Genomic DNA, 16,514 nt, shown 5'->3' with positions numbered 1-16,514 from the left:
AATATCATCAAGTAAAGAATACTTAAAATTTATACTATGCCAGTTATGTGACTTAGAAGATATAAGTTACTGAGCTATGATGGGTAAATATCTTCTCTACTACAAAAAGAAAATTGTTGGTGAAGTCTATGATGATAGATTACTTGTAAAACCTATCAAAGCTGCAGTAGAATACATGCCTCATGCGGAATACAAGTTACGCTTAAATATAATTGCTTACCGTGGCAGTGGACAAACACGGCTTCAGCATCTAGCCTTTAAAAATATGTTAATTAATATTTTTATAATTAAATACTAAAAACTATATAAGAATAAAGGAGACAAATATTAATGGATAAGTGGGCAACTTTATATAAAAAGGCGCAAAAAGAATACTCTCCTAGGGATGTTACCCCTTTTATTTATGCTCATAACGTAGTTAGTGCTCTTGAAGCAGAAGATGGCAAAATATTTACAGGCTTTTGCATTGAAAGCTGCAGCGGTGTTTGCAATCTGTGTGCAGAACGTGTCGCAGCGCTAAATATGTTTGTTAATAGTGGGCAAACACAAATTAAACGTATAATTACTTTTAGAGACAAAGCGCCCACCGAGAAGGAAACCAGTAGTATGCCCTGTGGTGCATGCCGAGAGTTCTTAATGCAGTTAGACATAAAAAATAAACACACCGAAATCCTAGTAGATTACGAAAAAAGAAAGGTGACTACTTTAGAACAACTTATCCCAAATTGGTGGGGTTTATCTCGCTAACAGGGCTGCAGGTAACAGAACAATCTTGATGCACTAATGAAGACACACAAAAAAATTATTAAACAAAATAAAATACTGATCCTCGCAGTAGGCGGGGAACTTGGATTTTCACGAAAACTAACAGACAAGCTCGCGTCGTTTTACGAGAAAGTATATGGTGAAACCATTTCTAAATCTGGACACTATGTTCCTAAAGAAGAGCCCCAAGACTTACGCAGATGTTTATTAACTTTTATTGATAACATTAATCAGAAAAGCTAGAAATTTATCAGAGATTTTTAAGTATTTTAGGAAATTGATGAGAACTTGTTTCATTGAATTGACCCTATCTAACGATTTAGTTATGCTTATAACTATGTGTAAATAAGTTAGCATTTACAAGATATGTTAGTTGTGTAAAATAAATTAACTGGGGAAATTAAATATGAAAAAATTTATTAGTGTCATTGTAGTTTTTGCTATCATCATTGTGTTGGGGATTCATATTGGAAATAAGTTTATAAATAGTCCGCATTCTTTAAGCACTCAAGAAGTTCTACAAAAATTTAATTGGACTTTAAAATCTAAAACATCCAATAGTACTCTGGGTTCTGTCAGGTTTACTAAAAATAAAATGATTGTTAAAAAGAATAATCGGAGTATAAAGAACAACTATAGTGTAGATTCAAATGATAACTTAATAATTAAAAGTGGTCCTTATATTGGAACTTATTCTATGGATATGGATAGTACAGATTATTCTTTATCTCCAGAAGTTAAAAAAAATACAGGATTAAAACTGATCAGGAACTGATTAGTTGGTCACAAAAATTCCATTTAAGATTATATTGTAAGGATTTCCTTTCTACTTTTATGACAGTCTTAGTGTATCTATTTAAATATATAAACAAATCGCGCTTGAAAAGTAGCGCTTTTTATTTTTCTCAACTTTCCAAAATATAGAACTTGTGTTCGATTTTAGTATGTGCTATCATATGTTCCAACGAAAGTTTATATTTTGCTAAGAGGAGGGGCTGGATTGAAAATTGCTATTTTTTTCATTTTAAACGAATACGCTGATTGGGAAGGTGCATATCTTGCTAGTGAGCTTAATCGAAGTTCTGATTGGAAAGTTAAGACTGCTTCAATAAACTCAGAAGTAATTTCAATCGGTGGTTTTAAAACTATCGTAGATTATCATATCCCAGAAATTCCAGCAAAAATTGATTTATTAGTACTGATTGGAGGAAACTCCTGGTCAATAAAAAATGATCATTTAAGGAAGTTAATTGCCAAACAACTTCGTAGTAAACGACCAGTCGCTGCGATTTGTGGAGCTGTCGACTTTTTAGCACAAAACGGATTATTAACTCACTATAAGCATACAGGAAACGCTCAATATCTTTGGAAAAATTACTCAAATTATACCAACCATGATGATTTTATTGAAAAACAAGCAGTTAAAGATCTTAATCTAGTAACTGCCAATGGAACTGCTTCATTGGAGTTCACCAAATTGATTTTAAAACTAATTGATTTCCTTCCAGAATCTGAAATTGATAAATCCATGGCCTTGCATGAACTTGGATTTTATAAATACTGTGAGATGTATGGTAATCCTTACTTAGCAAATTAAAAGCATCGCATTGCAGTTATTCGATCAACTTCATAGCATTATAAGGGAAATTAGACAATAATTCTGAGCTTGCACGTACTTTAAATAAAAGGACTTATACATATTCCGCTACTGTTGTTCAAAGGGAACCTGTCAACAATAAGAAATTTTTCATATTCATAAATAACACCATGATCTTTTAGGTTACGGTGTTATTTTGTTTATCCTGCAGATGCCAGTATTTTTTTGAATTACTGGCATCATTTTATGAACTATAACCAGATTAATAAATGCAATGAACAATAAGCAACAAGTAAGAGATCCAGCTATAAAATGCACTAATTTGAAGATAATATTGTCTCATTATATATATTTTTTAAAAATATTGCTGCATTTCATTTTAACTAGAGTTATGTTAGTAATACAGGGCGCCCGAGTAAAAAGCGAGGTAACTAAAATTGAATATTGTATACTTGCAGTCAACAAAAGTGGTCTATTCTAGGCGAGTAGGGGCTTATGGCATAGAAAATAAAAGCTTAATGGATTCTTTTAAAAACTGGCTTAAATCTGAAAACCTTTTTCAAAAATCAATTGTTCTTGGAATTCCATTAGATGATCCCAAGTTAATACCTGAAAATAAATGTCGATACGACGTTTGTCTTATAACTAATAAGAATAGTTTTAAGGCTAATATCAAGCAAAGAATCTTAAAAGGCGGTAGCTATGCCGTTTTTAAAATTAACCATACTGAAAAATCGATCAATGAGTTTTATACGAACGTGTTTCAAATAATTCGTAAATACAAATTACACGCATTAAACCAACCTATTATTGAACGCTACCAGCAAAACATGGTTGATAATGGATATTGCGAAATATTAATTCCCGTAAAATAATATTAAAAGAAGGCTACCAAGGTATGCCTTAAATCTTAGATTAAAAGTTAACTGCTTACAGATATAATTAAAAAAGCCCCCAAAAATAACCACACCTCTAAAGGGGTGGGGCTATTTTTTGAAGAGCTTTTTAACGGTATTACTTGTCATTAATTATTTGTTTAAAAATTGCATTAGATTTAGTTGGCTGAAATTCAATAACATCATAATTTACTATTTTTTCCTTATAGAAGGGATCATTATGGTAAATATTTTCAGCTTCTTTTAAATTGGCAGCTTTGCACAGAATAACTCCTCCAATACGAGGATTTTTCCTCCCTGAAAAAACAAATTTTCCTTCTTTATAAAACTTATCTAGGTATTGATTATGATCACTCAAAAACTTTTGAACCTCTGTTAACGGTTTCTTATAAGTTAAACTAAAAAAGAACAAGATATCCACTCCTAAAAATGTTATATTATTTATTGAACAAGTTCACTGAACCAGTTCATTGTATGATATAAATACAACGATGTCAAAAGGGAGTTCTAACATGAAACGGGACCAGCAAAAAATCCAAACCAGAAAAAACTTATTCCAAGCAGCAATTGAATTATTTAATTATAAGGGCGTTCAAAAGACCAAAGTGACAGATATAGCTAAAGAAGCAAATGTATCCACAGGAACTTTTTATATTCATTTTAAATCAAAAGAAGATATCATTAGCGCTATTTACTATGAAGATTTTAATAACTATATGTGTGGTAACATTCAGAAAATTAATCAGCTTGATTTAGATTGCAAAAAAGCACTTTTAGAAATTGGAATTTTAGAACTGAAATTTGCAAAAAATGTTGGCATTGAGGTCACTACAATTGCTTTATAGCAAATCTACAGACTAATATGAAAATTCCTGGCAACCATCTAAAAAAAAGAATTTTCCCAAATGAAATTAAAAAGACTGTGGGCAGGCTTAATAGTAATAAATCACTTGATACTAACCTTGTTTTTCAAGAGTTTGAATCTGTTGTTCGCGGTGTCATGCTTACATGGTGCTTCAACAATGGACAGATTGATATTATTGATCTAGGAACCTATTTATTGAAAAAATATCTAAATAGTTTATAACAAGGCTGTTCAATCTGACTAAAATAAGTATCAGTTAATATCTTGAATTCGCCAGTTAGTATGTCACTAATACCAGTAATGTTGCCTTAGTAGCCCTTATAAGGCTTTTTTATTATTCAAAACTTGAAAGGTAAGTATTAAATACGTCAATTAAAATATGCTATTCTAACTGCTGCAACTTTTAAAAGAAACGGCTGCGAAGTAAGTGGACGCTCTCGAACTATTGCTAGCGTCACTTACACTTTATATCTGAAGACCTAGTTGATGTAACTATCAAGTTCAATGGGTCAAAATTTCCGTCCATTTCCTCAAATAGCTCACTTTGGTTTAGCAATCGTAGCCAAAATCTAAAATTAATTGAAGTCTAAATTCTAGCAAGAGCCGGTTTTCAACTCTTAAACCCGATACTAAAGTTGAATTAGCCAATCTAGCACTTTGAATCAACCGAATATTCAACCTTTAACGAAACAATTGATTTATATGTGCTTAACTAATAAATCCATAAAAAGATAAAGTACCTTAGGTTTTCAAATATATAGGAATTCATATAGGTGATCTCATGGGATATTATTTTAATTCCTTTTTGAATATAGTTTCTTTTATGATATAATTTCTAAATAGAAATTATATTGGAGGAGAAAATGATGGAAGAAAAATTGATTAATGTACTAACAAACTTACAGTGTGAGCTAGTTGCCGAAAGAAGTTTAGTAAATCCAAAGGAAATTACATGGACACAGTATGATATTTTAACAGCCTTGCAAATACAATCCTCATTGCCTTCTAAGCTAAGTGCTTCCCTAGGGTTAAGCCGTTCAAAATTATCAAAAAATCTCGTTAACCTTAGAAAAATGATGTACATTAAACAATATCCAGATAAAATAGATCATCGTGAACTGATTACTAGTTTGACACCTAAAGGGGAAGATTTGTTGAATAATATAGATGCTGGTCATAACTACCTAGCTAAAATCGCCCAAAAAGTATTTTCTGAAGAAGAACAGCAACAATTTATCGCCTTGTCACAGAAACTGGTAACTACTTTACGTAAGGAACGAATTAAAAATGAATAGTAATATGGATTATATCTCTATAAAAGACGCAACCACACACAATTTAAAGCACATTGATTTAAAAATACCCAAACACAAGATTTCGGTGTTTACTGGCGTTTCAGGCTCAGGCAAGTCCTCACTTGTTTTTTCTACACTGGCTGCTGAATCACAGCGTCAAATAAATAAAACTTATAGTTCATATATTCAACAATTGCTTCCTAAATTTGAAACTCCAGATGTTGCTAGCATAAAAAATCTTCCTTTTTCAATTGTTGTTAATCAAAAACAACTTAATGGTAACATACGTTCAACGGTTGGCACTTATAGTGAAATTTATACCGGATTGCGCCTACTATTTTCAAGGATAGCTAAACCATTCATCGGTTATTCTATGAAATATTCATTTAATAATCCCGAAGGAATGTGTCCAGAATGCCAAGGAATTGGACGAACACACAAGGTTAAAATTGAAAAACTTGTTTCATTTGAAAAATCGCTAAATCAAGGTGCTATTAATTTTCCCACTTTTCAGCCTGGTGGCTGGCGACTGATGCGTTACACAGAAAGTGGTTTTTTTGATTCCAACCTACCTTTAGAATCATGGTCAAAAGATAAACTGGAGTTATTACTTCATGGGAAAGAACAAAAGCCTAAAAATCCCACTGCCAAATGGCACAAGACAGCAAAGTATGTTGGAATTATTCCAAGAATTGAGAGTACATTTTTACAAAAAGAAAATACTCAGTATAAAACCAATATCAAAGAAATTACACAAACAATTATTTGTCCTTATTGTCACGGTTCGAGACTAAATCAACAAGCACTTTCAGCTAAGATCATGGATACTAACATTGCTGCATGTTGCTCAACGTCTTTAAATAATTTACATCATTGGTTAAAGAAGATTACCAATGTGAGTGCAAATATTTCAATAATCACAGAAGATTTAATTACTAAAATCAGGAACTTACAGACTGTTGGTTTAGGATACTTGAGCCTTAATCGAGAGACGGCTACTTTATCTGGTGGCGAAGCTCAAAGATTAAAATTAGCAAATTATCTCAATAGCCCTTTAAATGATATATTGTATATTTTTGACGAACCAAGTACAGGACTACACCCGCACGATTTGGAGGGAATCAAGCGAATATTTATTGAACTCCGTAATAAAGGTAATACATTAGCAATAGTTGACCATGATCCAGAGATAATTAAAATCGCTGATCAAATTTTCAATCTAGGTGAACTTGCTGGTGAAAAAGGGGGTTTGCTTACTTATCAAGGTAGTGTTCAAGGATTACTTTCTTCTGATACCCTAACAGGAAAATATTTACGCGATAAGGGACATCTTATCCCTAGCAACGAAGTAAAAAAAGCATCTAGCTTTTATAACTTAGAAAATGTTTCTAAATTTAACATCAAAAATCTTTGTGTACGTTTTCCTAAAAAAGCTTTAACTGTTATCACAGGTGTTGCCGGTTCCGGAAAAAGTACACTGATCGATATTTTTAAAGAAAAATATTCTAACACTGCTATTCTTAATCAAAGACCAGTTCACAGTAGTAGAAGATCAAACGTATTAACTTATTTGGGAGTTTTTGACAGTTTACGCCATTTTTTTTCTAAGTCGACAGGAAAATCAGCTTCAATATTCAGTTTTAATGGTAAAGGAGCTTGTCCCGTCTGCAAGGGAACTGGTGTAATCAAGCTTGACCTTGCTTATATGGGCGATACATCAGAAATTTGCGAGGCTTGCGGGGGAACTCGTTATTCTAAAAAAACGTTAAGTCTTAAGTATCGCGGACATAGCATTGCTGATGTTCTTAATTTATCAGTAAACCAAGCAGAGAATCTTTTTCAAGGTGAGCTAAACATTGCTCTCAAAAACCTAGCGAAGGTTGACTTAGGTTATATAAAATTAGGTCAAAGTCTAGACACTTTCTCTGGTGGTGAACTGCAACGTGTTAAATTGGCCAAATTTTTATCTCAAAGCAATAGTAACACTTTAGTTTTAGATGAACCTACTAGTGGGTCGCACGAAGCCAATATTCAAAGTTTAATTGATCTTTTAAAAAATCTAATTAAAGATAAAGAAATAACTATTCTTGTTATAGAACATAATTTAAGAGTTATGGGTCAGGCGGATTGGCTAATTGATATTGGCCCATTAGCGGGAAAAAATGGCGGCAAAGTACAATTTCAGGGATATCCAAGCGAAATAATTAAGCAAAAAAGCAATTTAACTGTTCAGGCATTACAAGCATATTTTTCAGAAGAGTGTGATAAAAACCACTAGTTGATAATGTTAATAAAGCAGATGAATTTAAATATCTTTCAAAAGCAATTGTTTTACTTGAAGCGATGCATTATTTTGAAGGCTAATAAAATGCATGGCTGGAGTTTTGATAATTTGGAAGGACAGTGGGCGAGTAAAAGAACTCCTTTGGGGCAACCATAAACAAATTGTTCTAAGCTGTTTAACAAAGAAATATAGCACTTTTTTGCATGGTTACAGGATGTGCTGGTGAAATGTTGCTCTCATTTGGGCATAGTAATAGGCTGACCTCAGTTACTAAGTTTTTATTAAAGTAGTAAAAAGAGGGCCTTTAGCCACTTAGTATAAAAATGTGTTGCATAAAAAGACAATTATCATTGCCTATTAGAGATAACAACTTAGCTTTTATTGCTAATAATCAAGCTAATATTAATTCGGATTCAGTTTATTAAAAAATTAGTTCCAGTAATTTTTTACTGAACAAGTTGGGGTTATTAATAATATTTTTCCAAAGTAGCTAGATGCATCTTACATCCCACTTTATCCAAAAAATACGTTATTGATTACGCAATAAAGCTTGCGACTGCTGGCTTTACCATGCTTTCAGCAAGACAAGTCTTTTCTAAATAGAGTTCTTTGGTGTAAGAACTATTCTTCAAATCACTAAATTTACAGCGGTTAGTTGCTAATACTTACCAAAAAAATTAGGTTAATACAGTTTTATTTGTCAATTTTCCATGATTTGATTGAACACTACTAAAAAGAACAAACTGTAAATTTGCAGTTTGTTCTTTTTTCGATTCGTTGCAAATTTTTCTTGATTTATATCTATTTCCAGCCAGTTATAATAGCTTTAATTCCTAATAAAAACTGTTCCTCCTTAGTAATTTTTTCATCTAGTAATGATACCAACAAATTATTCATTAAACCTGATCTTTTTTGTAATTCGTCCATTAACGCTGGATCAATTTTAGCTAGAGTCCTAAATGAATTGATTGATCTGTTAATTGCTGAGAACCCTTATTTCTTATTTACTTAACGTTTTTAGTAATATATAATTTATCTAAGTAATATATAATTTACCTAAGAAGGTGTCTTTAATTATATGCTTAAAAACAAAGTGAAAGTGTTTAGAATTAAAAATGGCCTGTCTCAAAAGGAGCTTTCCTTTTCTGTAGGTGTAACTCGTCAGACAATGAGCTTGATCGAAAAGGGAGAGTATAATCCGACAATCAACCTTTGTTTAAGGATCTGTTACAGACTTCACAAAACTTTGAACGAAGTTTTCTGGTTAGATGAGGAGGAATTTAAACATGAAGAAAGTCAACGATGAAAGACTCAAAGGACAGTTAGTTAAGAATTTTAAGATATCATTCATAATTGAAAACCTTTTCGTTCTTTTGGTTTTAGTTTATGAATCTTTTAAAAACATTTGGAAGACGCTTAACCTACACAACCCTTTATGGGTTAGTTTTATGATTGGTGTTATCTCTCTTTCAATCCTATCTCAAAAGGTGACTACTGCTATTGAAGATAAACCCAAGATTTCCAGAAAAAGATTGGCATTTTATTTTGTATTAGAATTTTTAATTTTTAGCTCTTTATTCATCTTAGTAATCCCAAGTAGTATCTGGGCTGCTTTTGTTTGTGGGGGGACAGTCGCATTAGTTATCTCAAGTATTCTTATCTATAATAATCATTATAGATATTATCAAAAATAACGTTGATATTTTTTTATGATTAACGCTCAAGTAAAAATTATAATTAAAGCAAATATATCAAATTAGATAATTGATATAAGAAAAAACAATTACCATAACTCTAATGCTACTTATTTTTAATCGACTGGAGAAACTAAAATGATTACATACCGTATTTTTAAAAATTCTGATGCAGAAGAAGTCGCTAGTTTAGTAAAAAAAACAATGTACACTACCAATATAAAAGATTATTCTAAAAAATATCTAGAAAATTATCTTAAAGATCTTACTGCCCAAAATTTCATTGAGAACGCTAAGTATTTTCATTGTTATGTTCTAACTGATGATACTAATAATACAATTGTTGCAGTTGGATCAATTGGTCCTTATTGGGGAAAAAAAGATGAAAGCAGTCTTTTTAACATTTTTGTTCTGCCTGAATATCAAAGTAAAGGAATTGGACGTAAGCTCATTACCGCATTAGAAAGTGATATCTATTTTAAAAGGGCCAAGAGGATTGAAATTCCTGCCTCAATTACTGGACTAGGTTTTTATCAAAGAATGGGATATCACTTTAAAAATGGCAAAAAATCTCTTGATAATGAACAGCTTTATCGACTGGAGAAATTCAATTAAAGAAATTGATCGAGACTAAAAAACAATTTACTTACCAAGATAAATCTAATCTTTTAAAGAAAATAGGGGCAAGCATTGTGGAAGAAAAAAATTAAGAATAAATCGGCGCTTTAAAAGACCTCCGCGATATAGACATAAGAAACATGCTAGAATGCTGAATTTGGGTATTGCTACAGTCTTATGAAAAAGATTTATGTGTTTAATACAAATTGAATGAAATCACTAATTTAAGCATAACAAGTACTTTCGATCAGTGTTGAACAACGTACATAGTTTTAACAAAAACTTGGAATGTTCAAGGAGTGATTAAAATTCCCAAATGGTATGAAGATCGAGTTGGTTCTGCTATTAATGGAACTAATCCAATGGTTATGGCAGAACTAAATGGTGGCTATGCGGTTTTTGGTGACGTTCAATTCTTACCAGGATATTCTGTGTTATTGCCCAAAAGAAATGTTTCATCTTTGAATGATTTGAATATAAAGGAAAGAACTTATTTTTTACGCGATATGAGTATCTTAGGCGATGCGATTCTCTATGCCTGCAAAGCAAAAAAATTAATTATAATGTATTAGGCAATACTGACACTTTTCTTCATGCTCATGTTTTTCCAAGATATTCAACGGAGGATCCACAAAGATTAAAGGAACCAGTTTGGCTATATAGTCCCGAACATTAGTCTAACCCTAAATACAGCTATGATCCTCAAAAACATGATAAGTTAAGAAAAGGAATAACTAATTATCTGCTAAAATTGAAAGACCAATAAAACCTAATAGGCCCTAAAAAGAAGCGATTTTTTCATGCTTTATTATTATGAAAAAGGTTATCCAAAAATATGCTGCTGCGATTCATCGCTCTTTAGAAACATATAGCACTACCGAAAATGGAAAAAAGAAGCAAAACTAAATATGCATGGCTGGAATTTTGATCATTTAAAAGGGGGATGGTTGAATAAAGAAACAACAAAGTATTAGTTATCATTGTTGTTTCGCTTAGCTAACATATCATTGTAAGTTTCTTTCTTTTTTTGTAGAAACTCTAATTGTTTTTGTAATTTCAAAAACTCTTTATTCAATAATCTTTGTTGTTCGTCAAGAAGCTTGATTCGTTCCTCAATTGTTTGATCTCCTTGTTCTCTTAAACAAGAGTATCTACAAATGTTCTCTAATGACATCCCAGTTTGTTTTAGTCTTAATATAAACATCATCCAATTTAAATCATAATCAGTAAATTCACGATAATTATTTTTTGATCTAGCTGGTTTGAGAATGCCCATATCTTCATAATATCTCAAAGTTGGAACTGAAAGACCTGTTAATTTAGAAAATTGGTGAATTTTGTACATGATTTCTCCTTGCTATAAAGTTAACTTGATAGTTTATATTAATAGTATCAAATCAAAGGAGTTTTTACTAATGGACAATATACGTTATAGAAAAGGAATCAGCAATCTTGATAAAATTGATGGTGAAATTGGAAAAAAGGTCATAGATTCATTAAAAAATATTTCTCCAGAAACTGGTCAATTTATTATTGAGTTTGCTTTTGGTGATATTTATGAAAGAAAGATATTAGACTTAAAGCAACGAGAAATGATTACTCTAAGTAGTCTAATAACACAGGGAGATACGCATAATCAATTAATAGTTCATATTAATGGTGCTTTAAATGTAGGATTAACCCGAAATGAGATTATTGAAACTTTTGTTCAATGTATTCCATACGTTGGATTTCCAAAAGTACTTAATGCCATAAGTACCGCAAAGGAAGTATTTAATTCAAGAAAATAGTCTAATTAATATTAAATCTATTCGCAACTCTAAATTCAAGAGTTGCTTTTGTATTACTTTGAGAGGCGATCTATATTGCTTTAAGCATTACACATCCGTTGCCGTTGGCATCAAAGAAGTTCTTGATTATCTAATCACTCCAAGTGAAAACGCAGGAGTTTGGTCAAAAATAGTTAAACCAGCTTTTGAAAAAGAAAAGTATATCTAAAAAATCAAGAATTCAGTGTCTCAGCCAAAGAATGTCATCGCAATGAGCAATTTGTATTTTTTGCAACAGTTGCCAACACTGGAGATTATAAAAGGGCAATGTAATTGCTAAAGCATGATTAATTTTAAGAACAAAACATTAAAAAAAAGAGAATATTTTTATAAATCTAGTCATGATCATTGCAATCGTCATTGGTGCTCACGGCATTAGACATATATTAGGGTGGGGACCTGCCATTAGGATAATCTGGGAATCACCAACAACAAGTCTGAATTCATGGTTTTTTGATGGAACACCACGCGCGTAATGGCAGCATTACTATTTGGAGTAGCTACAATAGGGTTCGTTGCGACTGTTTTTGGCTTATACACTAATCAGCCATGGATGCGCACCACAGCCATTACCTCAGCTGTTATCTCACTTCTCGCAACAATATTTTTTCCGCATGCCTTACCGCACTAAGCTCTCTAGTTGGCTGTACAGTGATCAATATTGGAGCCATTGTATTAAATTGGAATGCTACAATTACCCCAATAACAAGAAAAATTCATCACATCCAAATAAGAGATTAGTGAACATCAAAGAACAATTTTCGCTAATCTCTTATTTTTTGAGGGACTTATGGCACAGCCCAATTTTACTTCACAAGAAAGGAGTATCTGATAAAAAACAAAAGAAATAAACATCTAACACCATTTGAGCGTAATAAAATCGATTTTTTTGGAATACCGAGAAAATTCATAATCAAGCTGAAATTGCTCGGCAAGATCTATAACCATGGATATTGAAAGACTGTCTCTAACTAGCCTGCAAAAAAACACTTTAATTCATACTATTAGTGGCAAGAAAAACAAAATGGTAAACTTACACGTGACAGTTATTTGTAAATCAACTTATTTTTTTGAACGGAGTGTATTTGATGTCTTTTATTGGTTCGTTAATTATTGTTTTGTTATCTACAACTCTTGCAGGTCATTTAACTGCAAGAGCTGGGATTCCAGCAGTTTTAGGTCAACTCCTGATTGGTATAATAATTGGACCTGGGGTTCTAAACTTTATCCATCCAACAGAACTAATAGAACAATTCGCTGAAATTGGTGTAATTTTATTGATGTTTATGGCAGGCATAGAGAGCGACATGCAGCAACTAAGAAAATACTTTAAACCAGCTCTATCAGTTGCATTATCTGGTGTTTTACTACCTGTAATTGTTATGGGTGCAGCCAGCCTATGGTTTGGATATCATTTTCAAGAAGCTTTATTCATAGGTGTTGTTTTCTCTTCTACGTCTGTCAGCATTTCCGTAGTTGTATTACGTGAATTTAAAGCACTAAACGGTAAAGAAGGGGCTACAGTTCTTGGAGCGGCAGTCGCTGATGACATTTTGGGGGTTCTATTATTGAGTTTAATGATAGCATTTGTAGGAAGTAGTAGTGGAACAGGCGGTTATGGAAACTCTAATAATATTTTGCTGCAATTAGCTTTTCAAGGACTTTTTTTTGCGGGAGTTTTTCTCCTTGTTCGTTGGGTTGCACCTGGTATCATGTACCTGAGTACTAAATTATTAATCCCAACTAGTAGAACTATTTCAGCCATGATTATTTGTTTGTCAATGGCGTATTTAGCTGAATTAGTTGGCTTATCCGGTGCAATTGGAGCCTTCTTTGCAGGAATTGCAATTGGGCAAACATCTACTAAAAAAATTGTTGATACTAATATTGAACCGATCAGTAATGCACTTTTTGTTCCTGTTTTCTTCGTTAGTATCGGACTAAGTGTTTCATTTGATAATTTTCTTACTTCATTGCCTTTTATCATGATTATGACAATTCTTGCTATTCTAACTAAATGGATAGGTGGTGAATTTGGTTCACTATTAGCCGGTTTTGATAAAAATAGCGGAAGAGTAGTCGGAACTGGTATGATTGCGCGTGGTGAAATGGCTCTAATTACAGTCCAAATTGGCTTTAATGCCCATTTGCTTGATAAAAACTTATATATAGACATCATATTTGTGATTGTTATAGCGACATTATTAGCACCATTACTGTTACGTTGGTCATTGAAAAAATTAAGAAAAATCAACTAATTTGTTTATAAAATTATCAGCAAGTACCGCCTTAACCGTCTGGTATTTTTTTATTACTCAAAATTTGAAAGGACGGTATTAAACATGTCATTAAAGTATGTTATCCCAACTACCGAAACTTTCGGCAAATTAACTTTTGAAGGAAAAGATCACGAGGTTACTAGCGGTTATTCTCGGATTGCTACAGGAGTGGTTTACAATCTTTTATCAGAAAAACAAGCAGAACTAATTGAGGTTCAAATTCTTGCAAGAGCTGGTTCCAAAAATTTTGAAACTGACACTGAGATTGAATTGATTAATCCAAGACTTGAACCGACTGGACGTTCAACAGGTGATGAAGCGATTGCCTCATGAAAATTACGCTATTCCTTAATGGTCGTTACGTTGATGCTGGAATTCGAGTAACTGCTGATGATATCATTTTAGTGAACAAAGTTTCATCAACCAAAAATGCAACTATTCCAGAAAAGAAATAGCTGCGTTATAAAATAATTGGTAAATTGAATGTTTCTAATTACTGTGTTGAGATATGCAAAATTTCAAAACACCTGATATTATTTTCCTTTTTGGGTCTTGCTTCAGAAAAAGAAAAAGTAACTTTTTTCCATTTATCAGGATTATATATGACCAGTTTACCTGATTCTGTACCACTTAAAGTAGCAGTTAAGTTAACGTTTTGCAATGTATCTTCTGGTAAAATATCATCAACTTTCTCAATGACATATTTACTCTTTTTAAAATTTTTTTCTAACTTAACTACTGTAGTTATCTCACTCGTACACATATAATGTGTAAAACAGGTACCTATCAAGTGTGTACACAAACTAGATACAATAATTAGACTGAATCATAGTAGTGAAGCCGTGACCTTAGCTTATTTGGATTTAGATCAGTAAGTCGAGAACGAGTGTTGGATCAAATTGATTTCGGTTAAATATAACACCATAAATAAAGTTACTTGGAACGATTGCTTATATTTGAATACTTAAATTTCCTATAAAATCATGTAATTTATTAAGAATTATATTTTTTCTCCCATTTACCTAGCTCAACAAAAATCGGCAAAAGAGTATTTCCTTTTTTTGTCAATGAATACTCAACCCGTGGTGGAATTTCATTGAATTGTGTGCGTAAAACAATTCCATCTGATTCCAGTTCCTTTAAAGTAGCAGTAAGCATAGTATTTGTTACATTTGGTAATTTCTTTTTTTATTTCACCAAAACGTAAATTGTTATTCTCCATCAAGAAAAAGATAACTCGCAATGTCCACTTCCCTTGTAAAATTGATAATGCTCGAAACACTGGACAATTAGTATCGCTTTTAAAACCTTTGAGACTTTTCATGAAGTTTCCATAATACTTACTGGTTTTATTTTCCACTGTTAACATCCTTTAGTATGTTTTTTTATACTTGGTTTAATTAATCTGCGTACTTGTTGTTGAAATCTAACTTAGTATAATTTGAAAGGAAGAGAAAATCAAATATCACATATTCAGCAGGAGGAATAAATTTGAAACTAGAAAAAAAATTTTTGTGGTCAAATGGCTCAAAAGCTAATTATTGTGCTTATTTAATGGATAATTCAGTTGATATCGAATTAAAAAGAAAACACCCAGCGATTATTATTTGTGGTGGAGGAGGGTTTGCACGAATTACTTCCAGAGAACAGGAACCAGCTGCATTTTATTTTTTAAACCAAGGTTATCAAGTATTTGTTCTAAATTACACGACCAAATCAACTGGAGACGGTAGCTATCCCAACCCTTTATTTGACCTAGCAAAAATGATAGCAACTGTCCGTACACGTGCTCTAGAATGGAATATCGATCCAAAAAAAATTGCGATTTTAGGTTTTTCAGCTGGTGGAGCAGTCTGCGGTTCTTTAGCAACCGAATGGCAAAAAACTTACTTATCTGAAAAAATTGGTATATCCAGTAGCATGTTACGACCTGATGCGGTGATACTAAGTTACCCATTATTAGATTTTGTGTATCAAAGAAAAATGCTTAAAGTAGATAAAAATCGTGAAAAAATTTTGCCATTAGTAAATATGCAGAAAAATTCTTTTCTATCAAAAGCATTGGAAACAGGTATAGGGAAAGAAGCAACAATAGCACAATTAGAAACAGCAAGTCCAATAAGTCACATTACAAAACATGTTCCACCATTTTTTTTATGGGGGACCTCAGATGATGAAATGATGTACACAGGGCAATTGTTAAATTTTGCTAAAAAACTAAGCGACCTTGGTCTTAATTATGAGCTTCACATTTTTGAAAATGGCCAGCATGGACTATCCCTAGCAAATTATAATTCTATGCCAGATGGTTCAGAAAAAAATATCTCCATTTGGGGAAAATTAGCATTAAAATTTTTACAAAAACATCTATAATGTCTTTCATATGTAAAGT

General features: G+C 32.2%; 20 protein-coding genes and 3 pseudogenes. 19 read left to right on the top strand and 4 right to left on the bottom strand.

Features of this window, described 5'->3' with window-relative positions:
- Position 1: 1 nt before the first annotated feature.
- The 6 genes and pseudogenes from JCM15457_RS12290 to JCM15457_RS02315 form a co-directional block, all read left to right on the top strand.
- Positions 2-199: pseudogene (locus JCM15457_RS12290) on the top strand (TfoX/Sxy family protein); the annotation flags it as partial.
- A gap of 131 nt (positions 200-330) precedes the next feature.
- On the top strand, positions 331-747 hold the full coding sequence (locus JCM15457_RS02335; RefSeq protein ID WP_034987118.1) for a cytidine deaminase family protein: 417 nt from the start codon (positions 331-333) through the stop codon (positions 745-747).
- Positions 748-783: 36 nt separating this feature from the next.
- Positions 784-1,008, top strand: a complete 225-nt coding sequence (locus tag JCM15457_RS12115; protein ID WP_034987117.1) for a hypothetical protein — start codon at positions 784-786, stop codon at positions 1,006-1,008.
- Between the two features lie 163 nt (positions 1,009-1,171).
- On the top strand, positions 1,172-1,540 hold the full coding sequence (locus tag JCM15457_RS02325) for a hypothetical protein (RefSeq protein WP_034987116.1): 369 nt from the start codon (positions 1,172-1,174) through the stop codon (positions 1,538-1,540).
- Between the two features lie 225 nt (positions 1,541-1,765).
- Positions 1,766-2,362, top strand: coding sequence for a type 1 glutamine amidotransferase family protein (locus JCM15457_RS02320; protein WP_034987115.1), 597 nt, complete (start codon positions 1,766-1,768; stop codon positions 2,360-2,362).
- A 437-nt stretch (positions 2,363-2,799) separates the two neighbouring features.
- A complete protein-coding gene (locus JCM15457_RS02315) occupies positions 2,800-3,237 on the top strand; it encodes a GyrI-like domain-containing protein (RefSeq protein WP_034987114.1) in 438 nt (145 codons plus the stop codon).
- A 139-nt stretch (positions 3,238-3,376) separates the two neighbouring features.
- Here JCM15457_RS02315 and JCM15457_RS02310 read toward each other — a convergent pair whose 3' ends face one another.
- Complete coding sequence (locus tag JCM15457_RS02310) at positions 3,377-3,670, bottom strand: YciI family protein (protein WP_034987113.1); 294 nt, start codon at positions 3,668-3,670, stop codon at positions 3,377-3,379.
- Positions 3,671-3,770: 100 nt separating this feature from the next.
- Between JCM15457_RS02310 and JCM15457_RS02305 the strand changes: the two genes are divergently transcribed.
- The 7 genes and pseudogenes from JCM15457_RS02305 to JCM15457_RS02270 all read left to right on the top strand — a co-directional run bounded on the left by JCM15457_RS02305 (position 3,771) and on the right by JCM15457_RS02270 (position 10,780).
- Positions 3,771-4,103 (top strand): TetR/AcrR family transcriptional regulator, encoded by a 333-nt coding sequence (locus JCM15457_RS02305; protein ID WP_034987112.1) that lies wholly within the window; start codon positions 3,771-3,773, stop codon positions 4,101-4,103.
- Between the two features lie 883 nt (positions 4,104-4,986).
- Complete coding sequence (locus JCM15457_RS02295) at positions 4,987-5,418, top strand: MarR family winged helix-turn-helix transcriptional regulator (protein WP_338040126.1); 432 nt, start codon at positions 4,987-4,989, stop codon at positions 5,416-5,418.
- The gene (locus tag JCM15457_RS02290; RefSeq protein WP_034987107.1) at positions 5,411-7,696 is read left to right on the top strand and encodes an ATP-binding cassette domain-containing protein; all 2,286 of its coding nucleotides are present in this window, start codon (positions 5,411-5,413) and stop codon (positions 7,694-7,696) included. Before JCM15457_RS02295 ends, JCM15457_RS02290 begins: the two co-directional genes overlap by 8 nt.
- Before the next feature lie 1,084 nt (positions 7,697-8,780).
- Positions 8,781-9,008 (top strand): helix-turn-helix transcriptional regulator, encoded by a 228-nt coding sequence (locus JCM15457_RS02285; RefSeq protein ID WP_034987106.1) that lies wholly within the window; start codon positions 8,781-8,783, stop codon positions 9,006-9,008.
- Positions 8,989-9,396 (top strand): hypothetical protein, encoded by a 408-nt coding sequence (locus JCM15457_RS02280; protein ID WP_034987104.1) that lies wholly within the window; start codon positions 8,989-8,991, stop codon positions 9,394-9,396. The genes JCM15457_RS02285 and JCM15457_RS02280 overlap by 20 nt, the downstream gene beginning before the upstream one ends.
- A 138-nt stretch (positions 9,397-9,534) precedes the next feature.
- Positions 9,535-10,011 (top strand): GNAT family N-acetyltransferase, encoded by a 477-nt coding sequence (locus tag JCM15457_RS02275; protein ID WP_034987102.1) that lies wholly within the window; start codon positions 9,535-9,537, stop codon positions 10,009-10,011.
- A 365-nt stretch (positions 10,012-10,376) separates the two neighbouring features.
- Positions 10,377-10,780 (top strand): annotated as a pseudogene (locus JCM15457_RS02270) (HIT family protein).
- A gap of 204 nt (positions 10,781-10,984) precedes the next feature.
- Here JCM15457_RS02270 and JCM15457_RS02265 read toward each other — a convergent pair.
- The gene (locus JCM15457_RS02265; protein ID WP_034987099.1) at positions 10,985-11,359 is read right to left on the bottom strand and encodes a MerR family transcriptional regulator; all 375 of its coding nucleotides are present in this window, start codon (positions 11,357-11,359) and stop codon (positions 10,985-10,987) included.
- 70 nt (positions 11,360-11,429) lie between these two features.
- On the opposite strand from JCM15457_RS02265, the gene JCM15457_RS02260 reads away from it, so the two are divergent.
- From JCM15457_RS02260 to JCM15457_RS12490, 5 genes are all read left to right on the top strand, one after another.
- Positions 11,430-11,804 carry a carboxymuconolactone decarboxylase family protein gene (locus JCM15457_RS02260; protein WP_034987098.1) on the top strand — a complete coding sequence of 125 codons (375 nt, stop codon included), beginning with the start codon at positions 11,430-11,432 and terminating at the stop codon, positions 11,802-11,804.
- A 514-nt stretch (positions 11,805-12,318) separates the two neighbouring features.
- Entirely contained in the window at positions 12,319-12,474 is a 156-nt protein-coding gene (locus JCM15457_RS12110; protein WP_156406588.1) for a hypothetical protein, read from the top strand.
- A gap of 457 nt (positions 12,475-12,931) precedes the next feature.
- Complete coding sequence (locus tag JCM15457_RS02255; protein ID WP_034987096.1) at positions 12,932-14,101, top strand: cation:proton antiporter; 1,170 nt, start codon at positions 12,932-12,934, stop codon at positions 14,099-14,101.
- Between the two features lie 84 nt (positions 14,102-14,185).
- Entirely contained in the window at positions 14,186-14,455 is a 270-nt protein-coding gene (locus tag JCM15457_RS02250) for a DUF961 family protein (RefSeq protein WP_051993228.1), read from the top strand.
- On the top strand, positions 14,452-14,577 hold the full coding sequence (locus tag JCM15457_RS12490) for a hypothetical protein (RefSeq protein ID WP_268870091.1): 126 nt from the start codon (positions 14,452-14,454) through the stop codon (positions 14,575-14,577). The genes JCM15457_RS02250 and JCM15457_RS12490 overlap by 4 nt, the downstream gene beginning before the upstream one ends.
- 38 nt (positions 14,578-14,615) lie before the next feature.
- On the opposite strand, the gene JCM15457_RS02245 is transcribed toward JCM15457_RS12490, so the two are convergent.
- Positions 14,616-14,885: a DUF4865 family protein gene (locus tag JCM15457_RS02245; RefSeq protein ID WP_051993227.1), complete on the bottom strand. Its 270-nt coding sequence runs from the start codon at positions 14,883-14,885 to the stop codon at positions 14,616-14,618.
- A gap of 230 nt (positions 14,886-15,115) precedes the next feature.
- A pseudogene (locus tag JCM15457_RS12570) lies at positions 15,116-15,298 on the bottom strand (winged helix-turn-helix transcriptional regulator); the annotation flags it as partial.
- Between the two features lie 315 nt (positions 15,299-15,613).
- Between JCM15457_RS12570 and JCM15457_RS02235 the strand changes: the two are divergent.
- The gene (locus JCM15457_RS02235) at positions 15,614-16,495 is read left to right on the top strand and encodes an alpha/beta hydrolase (RefSeq protein WP_034987095.1); all 882 of its coding nucleotides are present in this window, start codon (positions 15,614-15,616) and stop codon (positions 16,493-16,495) included.
- The last annotated feature ends 19 nt before the right edge of the window (positions 16,496-16,514 follow it).

The organism is Liquorilactobacillus sucicola DSM 21376 = JCM 15457, assembly GCF_000612445.1.
Lineage (GTDB): Bacteria > Bacillota > Bacilli > Lactobacillales > Lactobacillaceae > Liquorilactobacillus > Liquorilactobacillus sucicola.
Note: the sequence above shows the minus strand (reverse complement) of the source record. Positions and strands in the feature narration are given on the sequence as shown.

Coding starts and splice junctions, on each gene's coding strand:
- JCM15457_RS02255 (WP_034987096.1), top strand. CDS start 12,932: ATGTCTTTTATTGGTTCGTTAATTATTGTTTTGTTATCTACAACTCTT.
- JCM15457_RS02245 (WP_051993227.1), bottom strand. CDS start 14,885: ATGTGTACGAGTGAGATAACTACAGTAGTTAAGTTAGAAAAAAATTTT.
- JCM15457_RS02265 (WP_034987099.1), bottom strand. CDS start 11,359: ATGTACAAAATTCACCAATTTTCTAAATTAACAGGTCTTTCAGTTCCA.
- JCM15457_RS02325 (WP_034987116.1), top strand. CDS start 1,172: ATGAAAAAATTTATTAGTGTCATTGTAGTTTTTGCTATCATCATTGTG.
- JCM15457_RS02275 (WP_034987102.1), top strand. CDS start 9,535: ATGATTACATACCGTATTTTTAAAAATTCTGATGCAGAAGAAGTCGCT.
- JCM15457_RS12110 (WP_156406588.1), top strand. CDS start 12,319: ATGGCAGCATTACTATTTGGAGTAGCTACAATAGGGTTCGTTGCGACT.
- JCM15457_RS02290 (WP_034987107.1), top strand. CDS start 5,411: ATGAATAGTAATATGGATTATATCTCTATAAAAGACGCAACCACACAC.
- JCM15457_RS02250 (WP_051993228.1), top strand. CDS start 14,186: ATGTCATTAAAGTATGTTATCCCAACTACCGAAACTTTCGGCAAATTA.
- JCM15457_RS12490 (WP_268870091.1), top strand. CDS start 14,452: ATGAAAATTACGCTATTCCTTAATGGTCGTTACGTTGATGCTGGAATT.
- JCM15457_RS12115 (WP_034987117.1), top strand. CDS start 784: ATGAAGACACACAAAAAAATTATTAAACAAAATAAAATACTGATCCTC.
- JCM15457_RS02285 (WP_034987106.1), top strand. CDS start 8,781: ATGCTTAAAAACAAAGTGAAAGTGTTTAGAATTAAAAATGGCCTGTCT.
- JCM15457_RS02335 (WP_034987118.1), top strand. CDS start 331: ATGGATAAGTGGGCAACTTTATATAAAAAGGCGCAAAAAGAATACTCT.
- JCM15457_RS02295 (WP_338040126.1), top strand. CDS start 4,987: ATGATGGAAGAAAAATTGATTAATGTACTAACAAACTTACAGTGTGAG.
- JCM15457_RS02280 (WP_034987104.1), top strand. CDS start 8,989: ATGAAGAAAGTCAACGATGAAAGACTCAAAGGACAGTTAGTTAAGAAT.
- JCM15457_RS02260 (WP_034987098.1), top strand. CDS start 11,430: ATGGACAATATACGTTATAGAAAAGGAATCAGCAATCTTGATAAAATT.
- JCM15457_RS02305 (WP_034987112.1), top strand. CDS start 3,771: ATGAAACGGGACCAGCAAAAAATCCAAACCAGAAAAAACTTATTCCAA.